This window comes from Ruegeria sp. BI12 (genome assembly GCF_056537985.1).
Map to the genome: position 1 here is coordinate 1,159,782 of NZ_JBQFSL010000001.1, position 21,898 is coordinate 1,181,679.

General features: G+C 57.2%; 25 protein-coding genes. 16 read left to right on the forward strand and 9 right to left on the reverse strand.

What is annotated here, in order from left to right:
• Positions 1-82: 82 nt before the first annotated feature.
• Genes ACR0AK_RS06020 through ACR0AK_RS06030 form a run of 3 tightly spaced genes read left to right on the forward strand, consistent with a single transcriptional unit; the run spans position 83 to position 2,087 of the window.
• The gene (locus ACR0AK_RS06020) at positions 83-286 is read left to right on the forward strand and encodes a DUF2061 domain-containing protein (RefSeq protein WP_058278218.1); all 204 of its coding nucleotides are present in this window, start codon (positions 83-85) and stop codon (positions 284-286) included.
• Positions 279-1,163 (forward strand): fatty acid desaturase, encoded by an 885-nt coding sequence (locus ACR0AK_RS06025; protein ID WP_480792705.1) that lies wholly within the window; start codon positions 279-281, stop codon positions 1,161-1,163. Before ACR0AK_RS06020 ends, ACR0AK_RS06025 begins: the two co-directional genes overlap by 8 nt.
• Before the next feature lie 21 nt (positions 1,164-1,184).
• The gene (locus tag ACR0AK_RS06030) at positions 1,185-2,087 is read left to right on the forward strand and encodes a DMT family transporter (protein ID WP_170556945.1); all 903 of its coding nucleotides are present in this window, start codon (positions 1,185-1,187) and stop codon (positions 2,085-2,087) included.
• Here the strand turns inward: ACR0AK_RS06030 and ACR0AK_RS06035 are convergent.
• The 4 genes from ACR0AK_RS06035 to ACR0AK_RS06050 form a co-directional block, all read right to left on the reverse strand.
• Positions 2,084-3,451 (reverse strand): DEAD/DEAH box helicase, encoded by a 1,368-nt coding sequence (locus tag ACR0AK_RS06035; RefSeq protein ID WP_170556947.1) that lies wholly within the window; start codon positions 3,449-3,451, stop codon positions 2,084-2,086. The genes ACR0AK_RS06030 and ACR0AK_RS06035 overlap by 4 nt on opposite strands.
• 184 nt (positions 3,452-3,635) lie before the next feature.
• Positions 3,636-4,565, reverse strand: coding sequence for a glycosyltransferase family 2 protein (locus ACR0AK_RS06040; protein WP_170556949.1), 930 nt, complete (start codon positions 4,563-4,565; stop codon positions 3,636-3,638).
• Complete coding sequence (locus ACR0AK_RS06045; RefSeq protein ID WP_480792706.1) at positions 4,562-5,317, reverse strand: hypothetical protein; 756 nt, start codon at positions 5,315-5,317, stop codon at positions 4,562-4,564. Before ACR0AK_RS06045 ends, ACR0AK_RS06040 begins: the two co-directional genes overlap by 4 nt.
• Positions 5,318-5,338: 21 nt before the next feature.
• Positions 5,339-6,946, reverse strand: a complete 1,608-nt coding sequence (locus ACR0AK_RS06050) for a peptide chain release factor 3 (RefSeq protein ID WP_480792707.1) — start codon at positions 6,944-6,946, stop codon at positions 5,339-5,341.
• Positions 6,947-7,055: 109 nt separating this feature from the next.
• Here ACR0AK_RS06050 and ACR0AK_RS06055 point away from each other — a divergent pair, with 109 nt between their 5' ends.
• The 9 genes from ACR0AK_RS06055 to ACR0AK_RS06095 all read left to right on the forward strand — a co-directional run bounded on the left by ACR0AK_RS06055 (position 7,056) and on the right by ACR0AK_RS06095 (position 15,268).
• Complete coding sequence (locus ACR0AK_RS06055; protein WP_480792708.1) at positions 7,056-7,418, forward strand: SnoaL-like domain-containing protein; 363 nt, start codon at positions 7,056-7,058, stop codon at positions 7,416-7,418.
• A gap of 107 nt (positions 7,419-7,525) precedes the next feature.
• Complete coding sequence (locus ACR0AK_RS06060) at positions 7,526-8,203, forward strand: hypothetical protein (RefSeq protein ID WP_480792709.1); 678 nt, start codon at positions 7,526-7,528, stop codon at positions 8,201-8,203.
• Positions 8,204-8,273: 70 nt separating this feature from the next.
• Positions 8,274-9,053, forward strand: a complete 780-nt coding sequence (locus tag ACR0AK_RS06065) for an SDR family oxidoreductase (protein WP_480792710.1) — start codon at positions 8,274-8,276, stop codon at positions 9,051-9,053.
• 2 nt (positions 9,054-9,055) lie between these two features.
• Positions 9,056-10,168: a hypothetical protein gene (locus tag ACR0AK_RS06070; protein ID WP_480792711.1), complete on the forward strand. Its 1,113-nt coding sequence runs from the start codon at positions 9,056-9,058 to the stop codon at positions 10,166-10,168.
• Positions 10,169-10,273: 105 nt separating this feature from the next.
• Entirely contained in the window at positions 10,274-11,320 is a 1,047-nt protein-coding gene (locus ACR0AK_RS06075) for a methyltransferase domain-containing protein (RefSeq protein ID WP_480792712.1), read from the forward strand.
• Positions 11,321-11,400: 80 nt separating this feature from the next.
• On the forward strand, positions 11,401-12,486 hold the full coding sequence (locus tag ACR0AK_RS06080) for an ABC transporter ATP-binding protein (protein ID WP_480792713.1): 1,086 nt from the start codon (positions 11,401-11,403) through the stop codon (positions 12,484-12,486).
• Positions 12,487-12,606: 120 nt separating this feature from the next.
• Complete coding sequence (surE, locus tag ACR0AK_RS06085) at positions 12,607-13,389, forward strand: 5'/3'-nucleotidase SurE (protein ID WP_170556965.1); 783 nt, start codon at positions 12,607-12,609, stop codon at positions 13,387-13,389.
• On the forward strand, positions 13,386-14,036 hold the full coding sequence (locus tag ACR0AK_RS06090) for a protein-L-isoaspartate(D-aspartate) O-methyltransferase (RefSeq protein ID WP_170556967.1): 651 nt from the start codon (positions 13,386-13,388) through the stop codon (positions 14,034-14,036). Before surE ends, ACR0AK_RS06090 begins: the two co-directional genes overlap by 4 nt.
• Positions 14,037-14,098: 62 nt before the next feature.
• A complete protein-coding gene (locus ACR0AK_RS06095; protein ID WP_480792714.1) occupies positions 14,099-15,268 on the forward strand; it encodes a peptidoglycan DD-metalloendopeptidase family protein in 1,170 nt (389 codons plus the stop codon).
• Positions 15,269-15,285: 17 nt separating this feature from the next.
• On the opposite strand, the gene ACR0AK_RS06100 is transcribed toward ACR0AK_RS06095, so the two are convergent.
• A complete protein-coding gene (locus tag ACR0AK_RS06100) occupies positions 15,286-15,957 on the reverse strand; it encodes a helix-turn-helix transcriptional regulator (protein WP_480792715.1) in 672 nt (223 codons plus the stop codon).
• 15 nt (positions 15,958-15,972) lie between these two features.
• Positions 15,973-16,281 (reverse strand): hypothetical protein, encoded by a 309-nt coding sequence (locus ACR0AK_RS06105; protein WP_170556972.1) that lies wholly within the window; start codon positions 16,279-16,281, stop codon positions 15,973-15,975.
• A 217-nt stretch (positions 16,282-16,498) separates the two neighbouring features.
• Here ACR0AK_RS06105 and ACR0AK_RS06110 point away from each other — a divergent pair, with 217 nt between their 5' ends.
• The 4 genes from ACR0AK_RS06110 to ACR0AK_RS06125 all read left to right on the forward strand — a co-directional run bounded on the left by ACR0AK_RS06110 (position 16,499) and on the right by ACR0AK_RS06125 (position 19,012).
• Complete coding sequence (locus ACR0AK_RS06110) at positions 16,499-16,714, forward strand: twin-arginine translocase TatA/TatE family subunit (RefSeq protein WP_170354368.1); 216 nt, start codon at positions 16,499-16,501, stop codon at positions 16,712-16,714.
• 6 nt (positions 16,715-16,720) lie between these two features.
• On the forward strand, positions 16,721-17,179 hold the full coding sequence (gene tatB / locus ACR0AK_RS06115; protein ID WP_170556974.1) for a Sec-independent protein translocase protein TatB: 459 nt from the start codon (positions 16,721-16,723) through the stop codon (positions 17,177-17,179).
• Positions 17,176-18,051 (forward strand): twin-arginine translocase subunit TatC, encoded by an 876-nt coding sequence (gene tatC, locus ACR0AK_RS06120; RefSeq protein WP_170556976.1) that lies wholly within the window; start codon positions 17,176-17,178, stop codon positions 18,049-18,051. Before tatB ends, tatC begins: the two co-directional genes overlap by 4 nt.
• 118 nt (positions 18,052-18,169) lie before the next feature.
• On the forward strand, positions 18,170-19,012 hold the full coding sequence (locus ACR0AK_RS06125; protein WP_480792716.1) for an ATP-binding protein: 843 nt from the start codon (positions 18,170-18,172) through the stop codon (positions 19,010-19,012).
• 60 nt (positions 19,013-19,072) lie between these two features.
• On the opposite strand, the gene ACR0AK_RS06130 is transcribed toward ACR0AK_RS06125, so the two are convergent.
• The 3 genes from ACR0AK_RS06130 to purF form a co-directional block, all read right to left on the reverse strand.
• The gene (locus ACR0AK_RS06130; protein ID WP_170556980.1) at positions 19,073-19,717 is read right to left on the reverse strand and encodes an SDR family NAD(P)-dependent oxidoreductase; all 645 of its coding nucleotides are present in this window, start codon (positions 19,715-19,717) and stop codon (positions 19,073-19,075) included.
• A 41-nt stretch (positions 19,718-19,758) separates the two neighbouring features.
• A complete protein-coding gene (locus ACR0AK_RS06135; RefSeq protein ID WP_480792717.1) occupies positions 19,759-20,007 on the reverse strand; it encodes a hypothetical protein in 249 nt (82 codons plus the stop codon).
• A gap of 280 nt (positions 20,008-20,287) precedes the next feature.
• Positions 20,288-21,811 carry an amidophosphoribosyltransferase gene (gene purF, locus ACR0AK_RS06140; protein WP_480792718.1) on the reverse strand — a complete coding sequence of 508 codons (1,524 nt, stop codon included), beginning with the start codon at positions 21,809-21,811 and terminating at the stop codon, positions 20,288-20,290.
• Positions 21,812-21,898: the final 87 nt, after the last annotated feature.

Below are 21,898 nucleotides of genomic sequence, written 5' to 3' on the forward strand. Positions count from 1 at the left end.
AGTTTTGTTAATCATATTCAGAATTTTCAATCCTGCCTGTGATCCGTAATTCTTAAAGCATAACAATAATATGGGTGACGGAATGGAAACACGACGAAGATCGGTCGTGAAAGCTGTGGTGTGGAATGCGATGGGCCTGGTCATGATGACCTTGGTTGGTTTGATCGCGACAGGCTCTGCCGCAGTTGGTGGGACTCTGGCAATTGTGAACACGGGCATCGGCCTGACGATGTACGTGATTTACGAACGTGTCTGGGCTGGTATCACATGGGGCCGAAATGTCTGAGCGGCCAGGTCTCGAGTGGGGCACCTTTGCCCTTATAGTTGCGTGCTATGCAGCTTGGCTTGCTGTGATCTTCATGTTCCCGGTTTGGTTGGCCATTCCCGCAATGGGATTGGTCGCGGCGCTGCACTCATCGCTGACCCATGAGGCGCTGCATGGACATCCTTTTCGTACCCGTTGGCTGAACGAGGCATTGCTGGCGCTGCCGTTGACTTTGTTCATCCCATATAACCGGTTCCGCGACCTGCATCTGGCGCATCACAGGGATTCGACCCTGACTGATCCGTATGACGACCCCGAGTCGAACTATCTGGACCCCAAGGTTTGGAATACGCTCAAAGGCTGGCAGAAGCGGTTACTGATGGCGAACAATACGTTGCTTGGTCGTATTGTGTTGGGCCCGGCGATTGGTCAATACACCTTCCTTCGGGATGAGCTGCGCGGCGCTAAACGCGGAGACAAAGACATATTACTGGCCTGGGGGCTGCACCTGATCGGAGCCGCAGTGGTTTTGTGGATAGTCGCGCAATCGCCAATGCCGCTGTGGGCCTTTGTTCTGTCAGCTTACATTGGGTTGGGTTTGGTCAAGATCCGGACGTTTCTCGAACACAGGGCGCATGAAGACTCGGGTGCGCGCACCGTCATAGTCGAAGATCGCGGATTGCTATCTTTCTTGTTTTTAAACAACAATCTGCACGTCGTTCATCACATGAATCCCGGTGCGCCCTGGTACCGATTGCCCGCTCTTTATCGGGATGGAAGAGATCGGTATCAGTCAACGAACGAGGCCTATGTCTATCGGTCCTATGGCCAGATTTTCCGCTCGTACTTTTGGCGCGCGAAGGACCCAGTGGCGCATCCGCTCTGGCCAAAGGGCTGATTTGCCGACACAAGGGAATTCATGAGTTTGTGGATTCCCGTCACCATCGCCGCCGCGGCATTTCAGACCGTGCGGTTCATGCTGCAAAAATCGCTGAGCACCGTGAAACTTACGGCTGCCGGTGCGACTTTTGCCCGATTTGCCTATTCCATGCCTTTGGCCGTTCTCGCGTTGATCGTGGCAATGAAAGTAACCGGTTACAGCCTGCCAGTCCTGACCGGAAGATTCTGGCTGTTTGCAGTGATCGGCGGGACGACGCAGATTTTGGCGACAATTTGTGTCGTGGCCTTGTTCAAACAGCGTAATTTCGCCGTCGGCATTACATTCAAGAAGACCGAGGTTATCCAGACCGCCATCGTCGGATTTCTTGTCTTGGGTGATCAGGTGTCATCGGGCGCATTGTTTGCGATAATTCTGGGACTGGTGGCTGTCCTGCTACTGTCAAAAAATCCTGGCGGGGAAGGGGTTTGGTGGGCACATCTCACCAACCGGGCATCGCGCCTTGGGTTGGGTTCTGGTGTTCTGTTCGCCTTCTCATCCGTCAGTTATCGCGGTGCGTCTTTGGAGTTGGGAGACATTGATGCGTGGTATCGGGCGCTGATCACACTGGCTGTGGTCGTATCGTACCAATTCCTGAGCATGGGATTGTGGTTGTTGTGGCGCGACCGGGCTGAGTTGCGCGCGGTTTGGGACACTCGTCGAACCGGCGTCTTTGTCGGCCTCACCAGCCTGAGCGGTTCGTTCTGCTGGTTTTTTGCCTTCACACTGCAAAACGCGGCCTATGTCAAAGCACTGGGCCAGGTCGAACTGATCTTCAGCCTGTTCGCCTCGATCTTGTTTTTCCGCGAAAAAATCACCCGGCGGGAAGTCGCCGGGATGACGTTGCTTGGTGCCTCGATACTGGCGTTGGTGCTTACGATTTAGCCTGCGCGGCGCTCGTCAAAGCTGAGGGCGATGAAGCTGGGCATGTGATCGCCCATGCCGACAACAGCAGGGCCTTTGTCGTCTCTGCGGCCACGGCCCTTGGGTTCCTTGTCCTTCTTGCGGTCGCTCTTCCTGGTTTCGCTTTTCTTAGCGTCAGTCGGTTTGGCTTTCCGCTCGGGCTTTGGCGCGTCTTCTTTGGCTTTGGGTTCTTCGGACTGAACCGGGTTGTCGAGCCTGGGAATTTCTTTTTGGATCAGCTTTTCAATTGCGGCCAGGGCTTTTTCATCTCGTCCTGAACAGATTGTAATTGCTTTGCCATCGCGTCCGGCGCGACCTGTACGGCCAATGCGGTGCACGTAATCTTCAGGGTGCCCGGGAACGTCGAAATTGAACACATGACTTACCGATGGCACATCAAGGCCGCGCGCGGCCACATCTGAGGCGACCAGCAGGCGCAAGGAACCGTCGCGGAAACCATCAAGAGTTTTCATCCGCTGTGATTGGTCCAGATCACCGTGGATCGCTGCAGCGTCATATCCGTATTTTTTCAACGACTTCGCGCAGATATCTACATCGGTTTTGCGATTGCAGAAGATGATTGCGTTGGTGCATTTTTCACCTTCGGCATCGATCAGCGCACGCAGAACCTTTCGCTTGGCGCTGGCCTCGCGATCGCGGCGACCGCCTTTGAACAACACGACACCCTGTTCGATAGTCTCAGACGCTGTAGCTTGGCGCGCAACCTCGACCCGCGTGGGAGCAGACAGGAACGTGTCTGTGATCCGCTCAATCTCTGGTGCCATAGTGGCCGAGAAGAACAGGGTTTGGCGTGTGAACGGTGTCAGCGAGAAGATGCGTTCGATATCGGGGATGAACCCCATGTCGAGCATCCTGTCCGCTTCATCTACAACCATGATCTGAACGCCGGTCAACAGCAGCTTGCCGCGCTCGAAATGGTCCAGCAGACGACCCGGTGTGGCGATCAGAACGTCAACGCCCCGGTCAATCAACGCGTCCTGCTCTTTGAAGCTGACGCCGCCAATCAACAGCGCTTTGGTCAGTTTCAAGTGTTTTGCGTACGTGTCAAAATTCTCAGCCACCTGCGCGGCCAGCTCCCGCGTCGGGCACAGCACCAGCGAACGCGGCATGCGCGCACGAGCGCGCCCACGGGCCAGCAAGGTGATCATCGGCAGCGTGAAACTTGCAGTCTTGCCGGTCCCTGTCTGAGCAATGCCCAGTACATCGCGTCCTTCCAAGGCCGCAGGTATCGCGCCTTCCTGGATTGGGGTAGGGGATTCGTATCCGGCTTCCTCAATGGCTTTGAGGACCTTTGGGTTCAGGTTCAGTTCGTTAAATTTTGTCATGTATGTCCGGTTCATGCGGACACTAGACCTGGCCCGCGCGTCAATGGAATGCCGGGCCCGGATGGCCATGCGCTGTCAGGCACATTTCGGCTTTGCGCGGACATAACAAAATCATGAGGCAGGGTCAAATGAAGAGGTTTTAACCTGACGTCGCCAGTACCTGTTGCAGGTTTTTCGCAACAATTCAGCAGCTTCCGGGAAAGTGTTTCGCAATTTTCGCGTCCAGATCCAGCGGTCTGTGCCGTATCAGCCCGTGCTCTTCCAGCCGCGCCCGCACATCAGGATCAGCGCCGCTGATTTCATCGTAGAAGGCGCGCAGGCCTTCCATACCTTGTTCCGCCTCAATCCAGTTGAATAGCTCGTTCTTGTTCAATCCACCCAGTTCGCGGGCAACATTGGGGGACATGCCGGGTTGGTAAGATCCTCGCTCCATCCGGAATTGATAGTGAGCCAGCCAGTGCTCCCAATCCGGTGCGTGGCGATGGCACAGCTCCAACGCAGGTAGCTCGAACTTGCAAGGCAAAGGCTCTTTGTTCTGAAACAGGTTGTGGATTCGAAAGTTCAGTTTTTCCATGCCCGTACGGGCAAAGAGTTTACCCTGAACATGGCTAAGGAACCCGCCAAGAACAAAGCCGCCGTAATTGGGGTAGATCGATTGTACCGTGGCTGAACGATCCGGGCCGCTGGGGATGTATGCTTTGTACAGATCTTCTCCGCCCGCCATTTCCTCCATCGGTCGAACGCGGACGGCAGGAGTGTCCGAAGGAACGGATTGCAACTGTTCTCGGATCGGATTTGAGGACCACAGGAATTCATCCACGTCGATATGGGCCAACCAGTCCAGATCGGTGTTGCGGTACGCAAATGTTGCATGTAGCGTCTGGCGGACCTGGTGACGTTCCGGGCGGTCGCGTTTGCGTTTCTCCCAAAAGGCATCATCGCAGATCCGCGCTCTGATTTTTGGGTGTTTCCTGAGGGCCAGGTGCGCCTCACGATTGGGTTCGTCCAGGTAGATGTACAGATAATCCGCACCCAGATCGAGGTGATGGGCCGCGAACCTGAGTATGTCGCGGGTCGATCCGCGAACCATTGAGACGATACCCCAGGTCGTCATTTTCGCGTTTCCCGACGCGCTTCGCGCGCCTCACGCATCTTGGCCAATCGGCGGAACACTGTGCCGGGATCGCGGTTCAAAGCGCTGAAAAGATGGTTGGCGAGCGGGGCGATCGTCTCGTCGGTCAGTGCCTGTGTCCAGACCGGTGTCAGAATGTTGATATCCAGCCCTCCTGTCTCGAACGAGAAACCATCCATTTCCATCGGTAGTTCAGCATCTGCCTTGCGCCTTAGCGGGTATGGCAGATCCGGCGCGCGACCAGAGAAAAGACGTTCGAATTCGTACAGCTTCATTAGGCCGAACAGCATGCGGATCGCGTGCCCAACTTCACGTTGAGTTCGCGTGGTACCATGATCGGCAAATGTTTGAATGGAAGACACCTGCCAACGCAGATCAAGATGGTGCAGCAGATGATCCGATTGCTCGGCCCAAAGTCGACAAAAAAGGGCAGGGGCGTGACTGGGCCAGGATCGTTTGCGAAGGTTCGAAATCAGCTGCGCATTCAGAAAGGCCAACTCAGATTTCCCGACGAATTCCTGCGCGATCTGTCGGCGTTTGCGCGCCCAGGGTGTATCCGCTTCGCCGGGCTGCGAGCGCGTAGCGCTTTCGGGGACAATCTGGCGCGTCAACGGGGCCAGATCGGCGTCTTCCGCCGGGATTACCTCGTCCGAAAACTCGAAAGGCGCGCGTCGCCTTTCGAACCTTTTTTGTAGGGCGGGCAGGCCACCCGAATACGTCAGATCATCATCCATTCGGACTTTCTGCCCGTGCCATCACACCATCATTTCTTTCGTGGCCGTCAGGTTCAGCTCAGGGTAGTCGCGGACGACCCGGTCGATGTCCCACTGAAGGCGCGTAAGGTAAACGATATCGCCGTCGTGATCGTGGGCGATGTGCTGCTTGTTGGCGTTGACGAATTTGTCGACCGCGACCTTATCGCCGCTGACCCAGCGGGCGGATGTGAACTGCGATGCCTCAAAGCGCACGGGCAGGCCGTATTCCATCTCAATCCGGCTGGCCAGCACTTCGAACTGCAGCGCACCAACGACACCGACAATAAAGCCGGAGCCAATCGAAGGCTTGAACACCTTGGCCGCACCTTCTTCGGCGAATTGCATCAGGGCCTTTTCCAGATGCTTGGCCTTCATCGGGTCGCCCGGCCGCACGGTTTGCAGCAGCTCTGGCGCGAATGAAGGGATGCCGGTCACGCGGATCGCCTCACCTTCGGTCAGTGTATCACCGATGCGCAGTTGGCCGTGGTTCGGGATGCCGATGATATCACCGGCCCAGGCCTCTTCGGCCAGTTCCCGGTCAGAGGCCAGGAAAAGAACCGGGTTCGAAATCGCCATTGGCTTTTTTGAGCGCACATGGGTCAGCTTCATCCCGCGTTTGAAGTGTCCGCTTGCCATGCGGACAAAGGCCACACGGTCGCGGTGTTTGGGGTCCATATTGGCCTGAACCTTAAAGACAAATCCGGCGACTTTCTTTTCGTCAGGTGCGATCTGACGCGGTTCGGCAGACTGGATTTGCGGCTGCGGGCCATAGGCACCGATGCCCTCCATCAGTTCTTTCACGCCAAACGAGTTAATGGCCGAGCCGAACCAAATCGGAGTCATATGCCCTTCAAGTACCGCTTGCGGATCAAGCTTGGGCAACAGCTCGCGTGCCATCTCGACCTCTTCCAGCAGCTTGTCCAGCAGGTGCTCGGGTACGTGTTCCGCCAGTTTCGGGTCATCCAACCCGTTGATCTCGATGCTTTCAGCCACTTTGTTACGGTCGGCGCGGTCCATCAGTTCCAGCCGGTCGCGCAGCATGTCGTAGCAGCCGATGAAATCGCGACCTACGCCGATTGGCCATGCAGCAGGGGTAACGTCGATCGCCAGCATTTCCTGAATTTCGTCGATGATCTCGAACGTATCGCGGCTTTCGCGGTCCATCTTGTTACAGAAGGTCAGGATCGGAAGGTCACGCAGGCGGCAGACTTCGAACAGCTTCTGCGTCTGGCTTTCCACACCTTTTGCGCCGTCGATGACCATTACGGCAGCATCTACGGCGGTTAGCGTGCGATAGGTATCTTCCGAGAAATCGCTGTGGCCGGGCGTATCCACCAGATTGAACCGGAAGTTGTCGTAGTCAAACGACATTGCCGAGGCGGAAACCGAGATACCGCGGTCCTTCTCCATTTGCATGAAGTCTGAGCGTGTTCGTCTTGCCTCACCCTTGGCGCGCACCTGACCTGCCATTTGAATGGCGCCCCCGTACAACAGGAACTTTTCAGTCAGCGTCGTCTTGCCCGCATCCGGGTGTGAGATGATTGCGAATGTCCGGCGCCGAGCGATCTCGGGGGGCAAAACGGGTTGGTTGGTGGCGGTATCAAGCATGAACGCGCGTATATGCGGGGAATCCAGCCGAGGCAAGACAAAGGGGCTGTTCAGAATCGGCTGACTATGGCAAAGAGAACATATAGTGAACAAATGATGGAGAGGTGTGATGAATTTAAAAGAAATTGCAGACGAACTGGTCGCCGGATGCCGGGAAGGCCGGGCCAAAGCGAATTTGGACAAACTCTATGCAGACGATGCCATTTCGGTCGAAGCGACAGATGCCATGAGCATGGGTCGTGAAACCGCAGGGCGTGATGGCATACGTGGCAAACATGAATGGTGGGAAGGCGCGCATGATGTAAGCGGCGCTTCGGTCAGCGAACCGTTTATGCATGGCGACGACCGCTTTGCCGTGATCTTCGAAGTGCAGGGCACAGTGAAGGAAAGTGGCGACAGTTTTGATATGCGCGAAGTAGCTATCTACCATGTCGCAGACGGCAAGATCGTGCGCGAAGAGTTTTTTTACTGACGCCAAGCTGTAAATCTGATTTTTGTGGCCGTGGTGCCGTCGGCAGGTCCGGCGACACCACATCGAGCAGAGACGCAACATTGTAAGGGCGCGAAATGAGGATACGAATGGCAAGGACGGCGGCAATTTTTTTGGTCGCTGCTTTGTTTTCCTTGGAACTGCCACAAATTGCCAACGCGCATCCTGGTCACGGTGGTCGCCCTGCGCCAACAACAGAAGACAGCGGCTGCGCACGGTGCGGAGGCGAGCCCGACGAGAGCCGCGATCAAGAAGGCAACAGCGGTGAGGAAGGCCAATCGAGTGCAATAAGTCTGACCCAAGACGCCAAAGCGCTGTCAGAGCGTTCGTTGCAAACTCAGATCAGAATTAAAAATGCGGGTGCACAGGTTTCCCGTACTTACGCGTCTTTCAAAAGCTCTAACGCGTATACTTCGTCTTCTCGCCGGCAGGCTCTGCGTTCGATGCGCGCTGCGCGGCGGTCAACTCAGCAGCTTGAAAAAGACCTCGGGCGTTTCTTAACCAACCACGCCGAAGACTTGTCGGATGATGTGCGGACGCAGCTGAAATCGGATATGGCAATTTTGGCTTCTTCCATTGCGGATCTGTCTGCACAAGAGACGCGTCTGAAAGGCACGCGGCGCTGCAAAAGCGGGCAATGCGCCGAAGTTTCTTCAATTCTCGTTCAGCAGCTGGGTTGGATGGGGCAAAGCAGTGATCGTTCGGGCCTGCTTGAATTGCTTGAGACGCTGCAATCTCTGCAGGCGACAGTCGACCAAGAATTTTAGCTACGCAGCCATAGGGTCGTTTTGATTTGATGGCATCAGACAAAACCCCGCAAAACTAAGGAGGGTCCCGATGGATCTGGGAATTAACGGAAAACGCGCGCTGGTTTGTGCCAGCAGCAAAGGCTTGGGTTTGGGTTGCGCCGCGGCTTTGGCCGCTGCTGGTGTTAATCTGGTGATGAACGCGCGCGGGTCTGAGGCTTTGGAATCCGAGGCCGCGCGTCTGCGAACTGACCATGGGGTGGACGTGCAAACCGTTGCTTGCGATGTGACGTCGGCAGACGGGCAGGCGCAGGTGATAGAAGCCGCGCAGGGCGTTGATATTCTTGTGACAAATGCCGGTGGTCCGCCGCCCGGTTTGTGGTCCGACTGGGATCGTGACGATTTCATCAAAGCGCTGGATTCCAACATGCTGACGCCGATTGTGTTCATGAAGGCGTTTTTGCCGGGTATGATGGAGCAAGGTTGGGGCCGGGTGGTCAACATCACCTCGCAATCGGTACGGGCGCCGATCCCGGCGCTGGGTCTGTCGAATGCTGCCCGCACCGGTTTGACTGGTTATGTCGCCGGAACTGCACGTCAGGTCGCGCCAAAAGGCGTGACGATCAACAACTTGCTGCCGGGCATTCACGCCACCGACCGTGCGGATTCGTTGGATGGCGGCGTGGCGGTGCAAAAGGGTATTTCGTTGGACGAGGCGCGTGCCGAACGCGCGGCAACAATCCCGGCGCGTCGGTATGGAACACGCGGCGAATTTGGCGCGGCGTGCGCTTTCCTTTGTTCGCAGCATGCCGGGTTCATCGTCGGGCAAAACATCCTGCTGGACGGCGGCGCGACCAACATGACGATGTGACCATGGCACAGAACTTCTCACTTAAGGATCAATTGTTTAACGCGGAAAAGACCAGCTATTTGGCAGGGCTTTTCGCGGGCGCAGACCCGTCTTTTGATGCCAATTCATTTCACGCGCAGGTCATGTCGCGCCTTCTGGATCTGGAATTGAAAGAGCGGATGGCCTGGATTGCCGAGTGCTTGCAACAGGCCGTTCCGGGTGATGTGACTCAGATCGCACCAACACTGTTGCGCGCTTTGCCGTCGCCTTTGGATCCCAGCAAAACGGATGACGATTTTGGGGATTTCATCTTTGCGCCATTAGGTGAGTGGGTTGTTGCCGTAGGAATAGACCATCCGGCGCAGGCATTGGATGTGCTTGAGGAACTAACCCAGAGGTTTTCGATGGAATGGGCCATTCGCCCGTTCCTCAACGCACATCAGGATTTGGTGCTGTCGAGGATGAATGAATGGTGCGCGCATGACAGCTATCACGTGCGACGATTGGTTAGCGAAGGCACACGGCCGCGCTTGCCTTGGGGGCAGGGCGTTGCGCTGGAACTGACCGATCCGCTGCCGTTGTTGGACCGCCTGCATGCCGATAGGACGCGCTATGTTACCCGCTCGGTGGCCAATCACCTGAACGACATCTCCAAGAAAGATCCCGATCTGGTTTTGGATCGGTTGCAGGAATGGGGCACGAGAGGGCAACAGGATCAGGATGAGTTGGACTGGATGACCTCGCACACCTTGCGTGGTCTTGTGAAAGCTGGACATCCGCGCGCCATGAAGACGCTGGGTTTTGACCCGGACGCCAAGGTCTCGGCCGATGTCACGATCAAAGGCGAGGCACGGATCGGTGGCGCGCTGGAGTTTGATGTTGTGTTGAATGGTAAGGATCAGCAACCGGTTCTTGTGGATTACATCGTTCATTTTCAACGACCTGGCGGAAAAACCTCAGCCAAAGTGCACAAGCTGAAACAAGCTTCGTTGAAAGACGGCGTCCTGACGTTGAGCAAAACGCACAAGCTCAAGGGCGACGCGACCACGTTCAAACTGGTTCCCGGAGCACATCGGCTTGAGGTTCAGGTGAACGGCAAATTACGCGGGGGTGTAGATTTTGAACTGCTGGCGTGAGGCCAATGAATCCTCACGCTTTCGTCAGATCGTAAGTGCACGGATTGCGCCAATCTCCGCACTGCATTAGCTGCTATGCAGCCATCAGACAGAAGGATAGCCGCGATGAAGCATGAGGCAGTGCAGAATTACTATGGCGAAGTCCTGCAGGGTAGCTCGGACTTGCAGACAAACGCGTGTTGCACCCCTGATGACATGCCGGATCATGTCAAAAAGATTCTGTCGAAAATCCATGACGAAGTACTGACCCGTTACTATGGTTGCGGCCTGATCGCGCCGCTGGATCTAGAGGGCATGAGCATTCTGGATCTTGGTTGCGGTGCCGGACGGGACGTCTATGCCCTGTCTGCGATGGTTGGCGAAAAAGGACGCGTTGTCGGCGTGGACATGACGCCCGAGCAACTGGATGTCGCGCGCGCGCATCAAGACTATCACGCGCAGGCCTTCGGGCATGGCGCGTCAAACGTAGAATTCCACCACGGCTATATCGAAAAGTTGGATGAGCTGGATCTGGAACCTGGTTCTTTCGACATCATCGTGTCGAACTGCGTGATCAACCTGGCCACCGACAAGGATGCCGTCCTGCGTGGCGCGCACCGGTTGTTGAAAGACGGGGGCGAGATGTATTTCTCGGACGTCTATTCTGACCGCCGTGTGCCCAAAGAGATGGCCGAGGATGAGGTTCTGTACGGCGAGTGCTTGTCAGGCGCGTTGTACTGGAACGATTTTCTGTCGATGTCGCGCAATGCTGGCTTTGGCGACCCGCGTCGTGTGACCCACCGCCCGTTGACCATCGAGAACGCGGTTCTGGAGGAGCGAGTCGCACCCCTGAACTTCCTGTCCGCGACCTACCGCCTGTTCAAGCTGCCCGAGTTGGAGCCTGCCTGCGAAGACTACGGTCAGGCGGTGATTTACAAAGGTACTGTCCCCAACGCCCCACATCTGTTTGAACTGGATGATCACCACGCGATTGAGGCGGGCAAGGTCTTTCCCGTCTGCGGCAACACATGGATGATGTTGAAAGACACGCGTTTTGCCCGGCATTTCGAATTCATCGGCGATTTCTCGACCCATTACGGGATTTTCGAAGGTTGCGGCGGCGAAAGCCCGTTTGAAGCGTCTGACGAGGCCCCATCCGGCGGCTGTTGCTGATCTCTTGCACCTGAAGGTCGGGGTTGTTATCCCCGCCTAAGCCCGATGGAATTGATCGGGAAAGGCAACGGGGCCCATCGGTGACAGAAAACGCTACTCCTCCTCGGTTGGAAATCCGAAATCTGATCGCCCGATATGAGGGGCGAGTTGTTGTAGATAACGTCTCGCTGACCGTTCAGGCCGGGCAGGTGACGTGTCTGCTGGGGCCATCGGGATGCGGCAAGTCCACGACGCTGCGCATGATTGCTGGCGTCGAGATGCAGGAATCCGGTGAAATCTATGTCGATGGCAAGCTGATCTGTGACACGGTGTTTCGTGTGCCGCCTGAACGACGCGAGATCGGGCTGATGTTTCAGGATTTTGCCCTGTTTCCGCATCTGAGCGTGTCTGACAACGTGGCGTTTGGCCTGAGAGGGCATAAGGACGAAAAACGCGCACGCGTCGAAGAGTTGCTGCGCAAAGTCGACCTGATGCGCTTTGTCGACAGCTATCCGCATCATCTGTCGGGGGGCGAGCAGCAACGTGTGGCGCTGGCTCGGGCCTTGGCACCACGTCCGCGGATCATGCTGATGGATGAGCCTTTCTCGGGCTTGGACAACCGCTTACGGGACGGCATTCGGGACGAAACGCTCGCGATCCTCAAGGAAGAGGACGCAGCCGTTGTTCTGGTCACGCATGAACCTGAAGAGGCGATGCGCATGGCGGATGAGATCGCCCTGATGCGGCGTGGCAAAATCGTGCAGCAGGGCGCGCCGTACAACGTTTTCACGCGGCCAGCGGATAAGGCGGCGGTTGCATTTTTTAGTGATATCAACGTACTGCCTGCCAAAGTGAATGGTGCCTTGGCGGAAACGCCGTTTGGGCAGTTTCTGGCCCCTGGAGTGCCGGACAATACGGATGTTGAAATCGTTTTCCGACCCCAGCACGTGCGGCTGGACTTTGATCGGAACGGCAAGGGGCCGCTGCCTACGCCCACAGATGGCGTTGCCGCGCGCGGCGTGGTCGAACGGGCGCGGTTTTTGGGCAACGAAAGCCTCGTTGAATTTCGGATGGACCATGACGGCTCGATCCTGAGGGCGACAGTGCCCAACGTCTTCGTTCCCAACCCGGGGCGGGTCATGTGGCTGACTATCCGTCGCGACAAGTGTTTCGTTTTCCCTGTTTAGGCCCATTAGACACAGTTTAGCGCCAAGTGGTGCCCGAAAGCCTCAGATTGGGTGCCCGCTTTGCTTGCCGCGACGCAGGGGCGGGTCTATCAAGGGCAAAACGCCGGGTGGATGGGGCAAATGCGTATTCTTCTGACCAATGATGACGGTATCAATGCACCGGGGCTTATCGCACTTGAGGCGATAGCCGCCGATCTCGCAGGCCCAGAGGGTGAAGTTTGGGTCGTGGCGCCTGCCTTCGAGCAGTCAGGTGTTGGTCACTGTATCAGTTACACCCATCCGATGATGGTCGCCAAGTTGGGCGAACGCCGCTATGCAGCCGAGGGTTCGCCCGCCGACTGCGTTCTGGCCGGGTTGCACGACGTCATGAAGGACACGCCGCCTGATCTGGTGTTGTCGGGGGTGAACCGGGGCAACAATTCTGCTGAAAACACGCTGTATTCCGGCACCGTGGGCGGCGCGATGGAAGCCGCCCTGCAAGGTGTCCCCGCCATTGCCTTGTCGCAGTATTTTGGGCCGCGCAACCTAGGTCTGGACGATCCCTTTGAGGCTGCAACGCGTTTCGGGGCGGACCTAGTGCGGCGTATTCTGAAGGCGACACCTGAAGAACAGGCTGATTACCGCCTGTTTTACAACGTTAATTTCCCACCTGTTCCCGCGGACGAGGTTCTGGGAACACGCGTTGCACCACAAGGATATCGCCGGGACACCCATTTCTCGGTTGAACCTCACAGCTCGCCCTCGGGTCGGAGGTTTCTGTGGATCAAGGGTGGCTATCAACACAATCCAACAGCACCCGGTACCGATGCAGCGGTCAATTTGGGAGGCTACATCTCGGTCACACCAATGCGGGCCGATTTGACAGCACATGACGTTCTGGAACAACTGAAGTCAATCGAATGAGCGGACCTGATCCTGAAACCATTATGCAGTTCCTGTTTGCCCTGCGGTCGCGCGGGGTAACGGATGCGCGCGTACTGGCCGCGATGGAGCAGGTCGACCGGGGACGCTTCGTCACGGGTCTGTTTGCCGAGCGTGCTTACGAAGATACGCCGCTGCCGATTGCATGCGGGCAGACGATCAGCCAACCCTCGGTCGTGGGGCTGATGACGCAGGCCTTGGATGTGCGCCCGCGTGATACGGTACTGGAGGTCGGTACAGGCTCGGGCTACCAGGCGGCAGTTTTGTCCAAGCTGGCGCGGCGGGTCTATACGGTCGAACGTCATAAGCGTCTGGTGCGCGAAACTGGCCAGTTGTTCCGCGACCTAGGGCTGACCAATGTGACAGCGATGCTGTCCGACGGGTCGTTCGGTTTGTTGGAGCAAGCCCCGTTTGATCGTATCATCGTGACCGCCGCCGCCGAGGACCCGCCCGGGCCGCTCTTGGCGCAGCTCAAAATCGGCGGTATCATGGTATTGCCGGTGGGACAGTCAGATGCGGTTCAGACCCTGATCCGGGTCAGACGCACCGAGACCGGTCTGGACTATGATGAATTGTTGCCCGTTCGGTTCGTGCCCCTGCTAGAAGGGCTTGGCAAAGACGGGGCGTGAAAGAATATTTGCGATAAGCGCTGGAACCCCGGACAACAGGGGCAGGCGGTGAGGACAGTAAAATGAGAGCAGTTTCCAAATCAGCATTCGCAGCAGGTGTTGCGTCTTTGGTGTTCCTTGCGGGATGCGACGGCCCTATAGATTATGACCTGCGCGGCAATGTCGGCGGGTTTTCCACGGCCGACGCGGCGCAGGCGGCTACCGCCAACCGACCCGCGCCGGATGCGCGTGGCGTGATTACTTACCCCAATTATCAGGTGGCCGTAGCGCGCCGTGGCGACACGGTTGGCGATGTCGCCGCCCGGATCGGCTTACCGGCCGAGGAAGTCGCGCGGTTCAACGGACTACAGGCGGCAGACCAATTGCGAGATGGCGAAGTGATTGCCTTGCCGCGTACCGTCAGCGCAGCCAGCTCAGTTGATATCGCGACAATTGCCGGAACCGCGATTGACGAGGCTCCGGCGGATGGATCGGTGCGCACGGCAACACTGGCACCTGCACAACCAGCCGCCGCGCCGGCACCGGCTCCTGCGCCAGCAGGACCTGAGCCCATTCGCCACAAAGTCAAGCGTGGTGAAACCGCATATACAATCGCGCGCCTATACAACGTACCAGTTGATGCATTGGCCGAGTGGAACGGGCTGGGGTCGGACTTTACCGTGCGCGAAGGACAGTTTCTGCTGATTCCAATCAAGAACCAGCCTGCGCCCCGTCAAGAGGCGGCCGCCGTGACAACAGTCCCTGCGACTACGATCACCCAACCTGGGCAGGGATCGCCGACGCCGACGCCACCCAGCGCAACACAACCTCTGCCGGATGAAGTCATCAAGCCCGCTGAGCCCGCACCGGACGTGACCGCCGAAGCGCCGACTACGCAAAGCAATTCCGCACTTGGCATGCCTGTTACCGGAACGATCATTCGCACCTATAAAAAAGGCTCGAACGAAGGTATCGACATTGCTGCCGCGCCTGGCAGCCCGGTTAACGCCGCTGCCGCGGGAACCGTTGCCGCAATCACGGCAGACGCTGATCAGGTTCCGATCATAGTGGTAAAGCACAACAGCGACCTGTTGACGGTTTACGCGAATGTCGAAAACATCACTGTGAAAAAGGGTGCTCGCGTCAAGCGCGGCCAAAAGATCGCTTCCTTGCGCGGCGGCGACAATGCCTACGTCCATTTCGAGGTTCGTAAAGGGTTCGAATCTGTCGATCCGGAACCCTATCTGCGGTGAACTGCATCAGACCGGTGTCAGGCGTGAGGGTCGTAATCGCTCAGGCGTTTGCCGGGTTCGTCAGCAAAAACCTCGGGCAGGGGTGATATCGCCTCGATTAGGTCAATGCGAAAAACGCGGAATCCCTGACGCAGTTCGCACCATGATGTCAGCGTCCAGACGCGCCCCCAGTATTCCATATGCAGGGGGCGTACGACCCGTTCGGTCAGAACACCGTCGATCCGGCGATAAGACAGTCGCAGCTTTTGCCGCGATTTGATGGCAGCTCGGATCGGCGCCATATGTGCCAGGCCACGCGCTGCATCGGCAAAAGGGTATACCGCGAACTTCCAACTGTCAGCTTCAGCCACAACCTGCGTTGGCAGCACGGCATCGATCTTGTCGGCAAGAGATTCGGCCGCGGATTTAAGGTCTGGGTCGGCGGCTTCGGCCACGATGGCCATACCAAGGTTCAGGGCCTCAAGCTCGGCCGGGGTCAGGTTCAGCGGGGGCAGGGTGATCTGCTCGCGTACCATGTATCCCACGCCGCGTTCGCCTTCGACCGGGACGCCCGAGGCAACCAGCGTATCCATGTCGCGATAGATCGTACGGACCGACACCTCAAGCCGGTCCGCAATGTCCTGCGCGCGATGCAGTTTACCGTCGCGCAGGATCTGGATGATATCGAATAGCCGGTCACTGCGGCGCATGGGATGTCCTGTGTGTCATGACGCTCCGATGGTCCAATGGATCGCATCATGCCGCATTGTTACGGTGTCCGGCGCGATTGCAGCCATGACCGCGGGAGCGAAATCCTGTTTTGGGAAGGCATCGGCGGCGGCCTGGGCACAATCCATGTCGGCCCAGATGACTGTATCGGTCCAAAGCCCGTCGCCACCTGAACTTAGGCGGCGGAAGACAAAGCCATCTGCGTTCCGAACAAAGGATTCTGTGCCTTTCATGATGTTCACGAAATCCTCTTCTGTTACATCGGCCGCCAGTTTGAACGTTACGGTTTCTGCAATTTGTGTCACGTCATGCTCCTGTATTGATGGGACAGGGTCGTAATATGTGCATCCAACTGACATAAACCTGTCAGTTGAAGAATGCGAGTCCTCAAAAATTGCGTGATCCGTTCAAATTTGGGCGCAGAACAGTGGCGACACGCTTTTGCGATGGTCTGTCCGCGCGTAAACACGGACGCAGATCATATTCCCGGCGCACGTGCGCCGACTTAAAAGGAGAAGAGACATGCTCAACAATATCGGTCTTCCCGGTCTTCTACTGATCGCCGTTGTGGTTCTGGTGCTGTTTGGCCGCGGCAAAATCAGCTCATTGATGGGCGAAGTGGGCAAAGGCATCACATCGTTCAAAAAGGGTGTCAAAGAAGGCGCGGACGAGCTGGAACAGGATGCGTCCGAGATGGCGAAAGACGTCACCCCCGAGACAGACAAAGACAAGGCCTAAGCGCAGATGTTTGATCTGGGCTGGACCGAGCTTCTGGTCATCGGCGTTGTTGCCCTGATCGTTGTGGGGCCAAAGGACCTGCCGGTGCTGTTCCGTAACGTCGGCCGCTGGGTCGGCAAGGCCCGTGGCATGGCACGCGAATTCAGCAGCGCCATGAACGAGGCAGCGGATCAGGCGGGCGTGAACGAGATCAAGAAGGGTCTGAATGCGGCCACCAATCCTGTAAACACCGCCATGGACGGTGTGAAAGAAGCTGCGCAGGACATGGCCAAGAGCATGGATCCGACCAAGTTCGACCCCGACAGCGAAACCGGCAAACTGGCCGCGGAACGTGCAGAGCAGGCCAAGAAGATCCAAGCCTCGACCGCACGTGCTGCTGCTGAGCGCAAGGCCAAGGAAGCTGCGGACGCGCTGGCGAAGGCAGAAGAGGCCGAGGCCGCGCTGAACACTGAAAGCAAGACATGACAAACACCGACGAGATCGAAGACAGCTCGGCCCCGTTGATCGAGCATCTGGCGGAACTGCGCACGCGTCTGATCCACTGCGTCGTGGCGTTCCTGATCGGGATGATAATTTGCTTCACCGTTGCCACGCCGCTGTTCAACTTCCTCACAAACCCATTGTGCGAGGTGCTGGCAGAACGCGGACAGGATTGTGGACTGATTTTCATCTCTCCACAGGAAGGGTTCTTTGTCGCCATTAAGGTCTCGCTTCTGGGCGGGTTCATTCTGGCGTTCCCCTATATCGGAATGCAGATGTGGCGTTTCGTTGCACCGGGTTTGTACCGATCGGAAAAGAACGCGTTCCTTCCGTTCATGCTGGCATCCCCTTTTATGTTCCTGTTGGGGGCTAGCTTTGCCTTCTATGTCGTCACGCCATTGGCTTACGACTTCTTCCTAGGCTTCCAGCAATTCGGTGCCGAAGGCGAAGCTGTGGTAGACGGGACAGCAACCGCGCCGTTGAGCGTTGTGTTCCAGGGCTCAGCCCAGGAATACCTGAACCTGACGATCAAGTTCATTGTGGCCTTTGGCCTATGCTTCCAATTGCCGGTTCTACTGACCCTGATGGGCAAGGCGGGTCTGGTCACTGCCGAAGGCCTTGGTGCCGTGCGGAAATACGCGGTGGTGGCAATTCTGGTTTTGGCCGCGCTGGTGACCCCGCCGGACGTGATCACACAAGTCATCCTGTTCGTAGTGGTTTATGGCCTTTACGAAGTGTCGATCTTCCTGGTCGCACGCGTTGAGAAAAAGCGCGAAGAGCAACTGCGCGCCGACGGCTACTATGACGATGAAGAAGAAGCCGACGAAGAGATCATTCGCGAAGAAGAAAGCAAGTAATCCCTTCAAATAAAAAACGATCGGGCGCGTCCTAACGGGCGCGCCTTTTTTGATGCGTGGCCCTTGTTGCGCCAGTCGGAACGTGATTTGAACCCCGCAAGACCGACCGGAGGAGCCTATGGACGACCAAGCCCTGAAACGCATCGCTGACGCGCTCGAACGTATGGCGCCAGCCCCTCTGGCTGCTCCTGACTTCTCCGCAGCCCCGGCATTTGTCTGGCATGTTGAGCCGGATCGGCTGGAACCGGTCACACAGGTCAACCGCGTCGACCTGGAGCTGCTGGTTGGTATCAATCGATCGCGCGATACGCTATTGGACAACACACGGCGGTTTGCGTCGGGGTACAAGGCCAATAACGCGCTGCTGTGGGGCGCTCGGGGCATGGGGAAATCCAGCCTTGTCAAAGCCGTTCACGGCACGTTGCAAACGGATTTTCCGCAGCTCAAACTGGTCGAGCTTCAGCGCGAAGACATGGGCTCGGTCGCACGTCTGCTCAACCACTTACGCGCTGCTCCGCACCGGTTTATCCTGTTCTGCGATGACCTGTCGTTCAGCCACGATGACCAGCACTACAAATCGCTCAAGGCAGTGCTGGATGGAGGCATCGAGGGTCGCCCCGAAAACGTTGTCTTCTACGCTACCTCGAACCGGCGCCACCTGATGCCTCGGGACATGATCGAGAACGAGCGCTCGAGTGCCATCAACCCGTCTGAAGCGGTTGAAGAGAAAGTCTCGCTATCGGACCGGTTCGGCCTGTGGCTGGGGTTCCATCCGTGCGATCAGGACGAATACCTAGCCATGATCGACCGCTATTGCGCGGCCTATGGCGTTTCTGTCGACGCTGATGTCCTGCGAGCCGAGGCCATCGAATGGCAGGCCACTCGTGGCGGACGCTCGGGTCGTGTGGCGTGGCAATTCTTTGTCGATCTAGCCGGGCGCAATGGCGTGCATATCGCGTAACGCGCCGGCTTTATCTGGTCAAAAATATCCCCGCCGGTGGCATGGCCCAAAGGGCCATTCCTATAACAGTGTCAGAATACGTGCTGCCTCATCCGCAGGGCTGCTCAGCACTTCGCGGTTCTCGCCGGGATGGAATCGTGCGCGCACAGCTGTAGGCATTGGTGCAGGTTCCACGATAGAAACGCGCGGACCCGTTCGCTCTGTTTCCACGGCCCAGCTGCGCGCAAGCGCCAATTGCGCGGCCTTGGTTGCGCCGTAGATGCCATAGAACTTTTCGCCCGCCTTGGGGTCGTCAAAAAACACGGCATGCCCGCTGTCGCCCAGCAGCGGCGCAATATATGGGATCAGAACCGACGTGGCTGTCGCGTTGATGTTGACCGCCTTTGTCCATTCCTTTGGATCCACGAAATGCGCAGGTGTCAGGGCAGAGGTGTGAACGGCAGTATGCATCCACAGATCAACTTTGCCCCACCGGTCATGAATGCCTCGGCACAGCGTCGCCATGGCGTTCGGATCCGCGATGTCCATAGGTGCAAGCGTGGCTGCACCACCCTTGGCCTTGATACGGTCGTCCAGCTCCTCCAGCCCACCAGTGGTGCGGGCGACTGCGACGATGTGATACTCGGGTGCCAATGCTTCGGCCAGGGCAGCACCCAAACCGCGCGAGGCCCCTGTGATGAGGGCAATTTTGGTCTGATCGGTCATAGAGGCGGTTTGAACCCATGCGCGCAGGGCGTCAAGGCAGATTAGCTTCCCGGAATAACGATCCGCCGCGTCTGGCCGCTTTGTCGCAGCATGACACCTTCGTCATCAATGGCAATCACCGTGCCCGAAGAGACCCGACTGCCGGGCTTGACCTCTTTCACCCGGCCTGATGACAGGCGCATCAACGCACGCATGTCAGCTTTTGGACCGAAGACACCCAGAACAGAGACAGAGTTCTTCTTCAACGCACCCTTCTGCGTGGCAGCGCTTTTTACGTTGGCGTTTGACATGAATCCCGGCCCGGCCATGTCGGCCCGACCCCTTGTTTTATGAGTGGTTGGGCTGAGGGGCTATCAAACGAAGTACCGGAACAAAAGAGGCTGGGAACGTGCTTTGGCTCAACAAAATTCGACGTCACCGAAGCCCTTGCGATTGCGGTTTCTTCACCGAAAAGTTGTGCGCGGAAACTGACCGATCAATAGCATTATTGACTGAAAAAAGGCCCGCATCGCCTTTGCGATACGGGCCAAAACTGAAATCTGATTCGCTGTTGAACGCTCTGACAGGGGCTTAGCCGGACGCCAGTTTGGCCGCATTCCAGGACCCGCCGGGCACCTGCATGTCCTGTCTTTTCTTGCTGACCCGGCTGCTGTTCTCGAGGCTGTCCAGATAGTCGCCGCTGACGCTTCCGGTTATATAATTGCCGTCAAAACACGAGCAGTCGAAAGCCTCAATTTCCGGGTTGCCTTCCTTGGCAGACCAAATCAGGTCATCGAGGTCTTGATAGAACAGGGCGTCTGCGCCGAGCTCCTGCCGGATCTCTTCAATCTCTTTGCCGTTGGCGATCAACTCATGCTTGGTGGGCATATCGATGCCGTAAACGTTGGGAAATTTCACTGGCGGCGAAGCGCTGGCGATGAAAACCTTCTTGGCGCCGGCTTCGCGGCACATCTGGACGATCTTTTTGATCGTATTTCCGCGGACGATGGAATCGTCGATCAGCAATACGTTGTGACCTTTGAACTCCAATGGAACAGCGTTCAGCTTTCGGCGTACAGATTTCTGCCGCTCTTCCTGGCCGGGCATGATGAAGGTGCGACCCACGTAGCGGTTCTTGACCAAACCTTCGCGGTAGGGGATTCCGGTAGCCTTCGCGACTTCTAGTGCCACAGGGCGAGCGCTGTCAGGCACAGGGATGATGCGGTCGATCTCAAGACCTGCAGCCTCGATCTGACGCGCCAGCGTCTGTCCCATGCGCATCTGGGTCTTATAAACCGAGACGCCGTCCAGCAACGAATCCGGACGGGCCAGGTAGACATACTCGAAGATACAGGGCGTCAGTTGCCCATCGACGGCCTGGAATGTGTGCATGTTGCCGTCCAGGTCAATCAGAATTGCTTCACCCGGTTTCACATCGCGCAGCTTTTCAAAGCCATTGATGCCGAATGCGACATCCTCGGAAGCAAAGGCATAGTCATCGCCGTCGCCATCCACGTCGCGCTTGGCGACTGACAGGGGGCGAATGCCGAAAGGATCGCGGAATGCCAGCATGCCAACACCGGCAACCAGACATATTACTGAATAGGCACCCTGAACGCGTTCCATTGTCATCTTCACGCCGGCAAAGATGTTGCGAATGGGTTCGGCATTGCCGTTGACCTTGATCGCGTCAGCCACTTTGTCTGCCAGCACGTTCAGAAGAATTTCTGAATCAGAGGTGGTGCGCAAATGGCGGCTGTACTTGGCGGTGACTTTCTCGCGTTGCTCGGCCGTGTTGGTGATGTTGCCGTTGTGGACCAGATAGATGCCATAGGGCGCGTTGACGAAAAATGGCTGCGCCTCGGCAGCGCTGAGCGATCCGGCGGTGGGGTATCGCACATGCCCCATGCCGACCTGTCCCAGTAGGGTCTCGGCGTCACTGGAATTGAACACGTCCTTAACCAACCCATTGGCCTTTTTCTCGCGAAAGAATTCGCCGGTATAGGTCACGATCCCCGAGGCGTCCTGGCCCCGGTGCTGCAACATCAGCAGCCCGTCATAGATTTCCGCAAAGACATCATGCGTCCTGCTTGCGATCCCTAAAATGCCACACATATACGGGCTCCAATTTCCATGACGTGTTTATGTTGATTAGGTTTGCGGGTCAGAAGGCCTGAATGCTTGTATCTTTATGCATTGCCG

What these genes read in the sequence shown, in the direction of transcription:
- ACR0AK_RS06070 (WP_480792711.1), top strand. Translation starts at nt 9,056, where the DNA reads ATGGCACAGAACTTCTCACTTAAGGATCAATTGTTTAACGCGGAAAAG.
- ACR0AK_RS06135 (WP_480792717.1), bottom strand. Translation starts at nt 20,007, where the DNA reads ATGTCAAACGCCAACGTAAAAAGCGCTGCCACGCAGAAGGGTGCGTTG.
- ACR0AK_RS06090 (WP_170556967.1), top strand. Translation starts at nt 13,386, where the DNA reads ATGAGCGGACCTGATCCTGAAACCATTATGCAGTTCCTGTTTGCCCTG.
- ACR0AK_RS06025 (WP_480792705.1), top strand. Translation starts at nt 279, where the DNA reads ATGTCTGAGCGGCCAGGTCTCGAGTGGGGCACCTTTGCCCTTATAGTT.
- ACR0AK_RS06035 (WP_170556947.1), bottom strand. Translation starts at nt 3,451, where the DNA reads ATGACAAAATTTAACGAACTGAACCTGAACCCAAAGGTCCTCAAAGCC.
- ACR0AK_RS06130 (WP_170556980.1), bottom strand. Translation starts at nt 19,717, where the DNA reads ATGACCGATCAGACCAAAATTGCCCTCATCACAGGGGCCTCGCGCGGT.
- purF (WP_480792718.1), bottom strand. Translation starts at nt 21,811, where the DNA reads ATGTGTGGCATTTTAGGGATCGCAAGCAGGACGCATGATGTCTTTGCG.
- surE (WP_170556965.1), top strand. Translation starts at nt 12,607, where the DNA reads ATGCGTATTCTTCTGACCAATGATGACGGTATCAATGCACCGGGGCTT.
- ACR0AK_RS06045 (WP_480792706.1), bottom strand. Translation starts at nt 5,317, where the DNA reads ATGGATGATGATCTGACGTATTCGGGTGGCCTGCCCGCCCTACAAAAA.
- ACR0AK_RS06125 (WP_480792716.1), top strand. Translation starts at nt 18,170, where the DNA reads ATGGACGACCAAGCCCTGAAACGCATCGCTGACGCGCTCGAACGTATG.
- ACR0AK_RS06110 (WP_170354368.1), top strand. Translation starts at nt 16,499, where the DNA reads ATGCTCAACAATATCGGTCTTCCCGGTCTTCTACTGATCGCCGTTGTG.
- ACR0AK_RS06060 (WP_480792709.1), top strand. Translation starts at nt 7,526, where the DNA reads ATGGCAAGGACGGCGGCAATTTTTTTGGTCGCTGCTTTGTTTTCCTTG.
- ACR0AK_RS06095 (WP_480792714.1), top strand. Translation starts at nt 14,099, where the DNA reads ATGAGAGCAGTTTCCAAATCAGCATTCGCAGCAGGTGTTGCGTCTTTG.
- ACR0AK_RS06050 (WP_480792707.1), bottom strand. Translation starts at nt 6,946, where the DNA reads ATGCTTGATACCGCCACCAACCAACCCGTTTTGCCCCCCGAGATCGCT.
- tatB (WP_170556974.1), top strand. Translation starts at nt 16,721, where the DNA reads ATGTTTGATCTGGGCTGGACCGAGCTTCTGGTCATCGGCGTTGTTGCC.
- ACR0AK_RS06100 (WP_480792715.1), bottom strand. Translation starts at nt 15,957, where the DNA reads ATGCGCCGCAGTGACCGGCTATTCGATATCATCCAGATCCTGCGCGAC.
- ACR0AK_RS06030 (WP_170556945.1), top strand. Translation starts at nt 1,185, where the DNA reads ATGAGTTTGTGGATTCCCGTCACCATCGCCGCCGCGGCATTTCAGACC.
- tatC (WP_170556976.1), top strand. Translation starts at nt 17,176, where the DNA reads ATGACAAACACCGACGAGATCGAAGACAGCTCGGCCCCGTTGATCGAG.
- ACR0AK_RS06075 (WP_480792712.1), top strand. Translation starts at nt 10,274, where the DNA reads ATGAAGCATGAGGCAGTGCAGAATTACTATGGCGAAGTCCTGCAGGGT.
- ACR0AK_RS06065 (WP_480792710.1), top strand. Translation starts at nt 8,274, where the DNA reads ATGGATCTGGGAATTAACGGAAAACGCGCGCTGGTTTGTGCCAGCAGC.
- ACR0AK_RS06055 (WP_480792708.1), top strand. Translation starts at nt 7,056, where the DNA reads ATGAATTTAAAAGAAATTGCAGACGAACTGGTCGCCGGATGCCGGGAA.
- ACR0AK_RS06040 (WP_170556949.1), bottom strand. Translation starts at nt 4,565, where the DNA reads ATGACGACCTGGGGTATCGTCTCAATGGTTCGCGGATCGACCCGCGAC.
- ACR0AK_RS06020 (WP_058278218.1), top strand. Translation starts at nt 83, where the DNA reads ATGGAAACACGACGAAGATCGGTCGTGAAAGCTGTGGTGTGGAATGCG.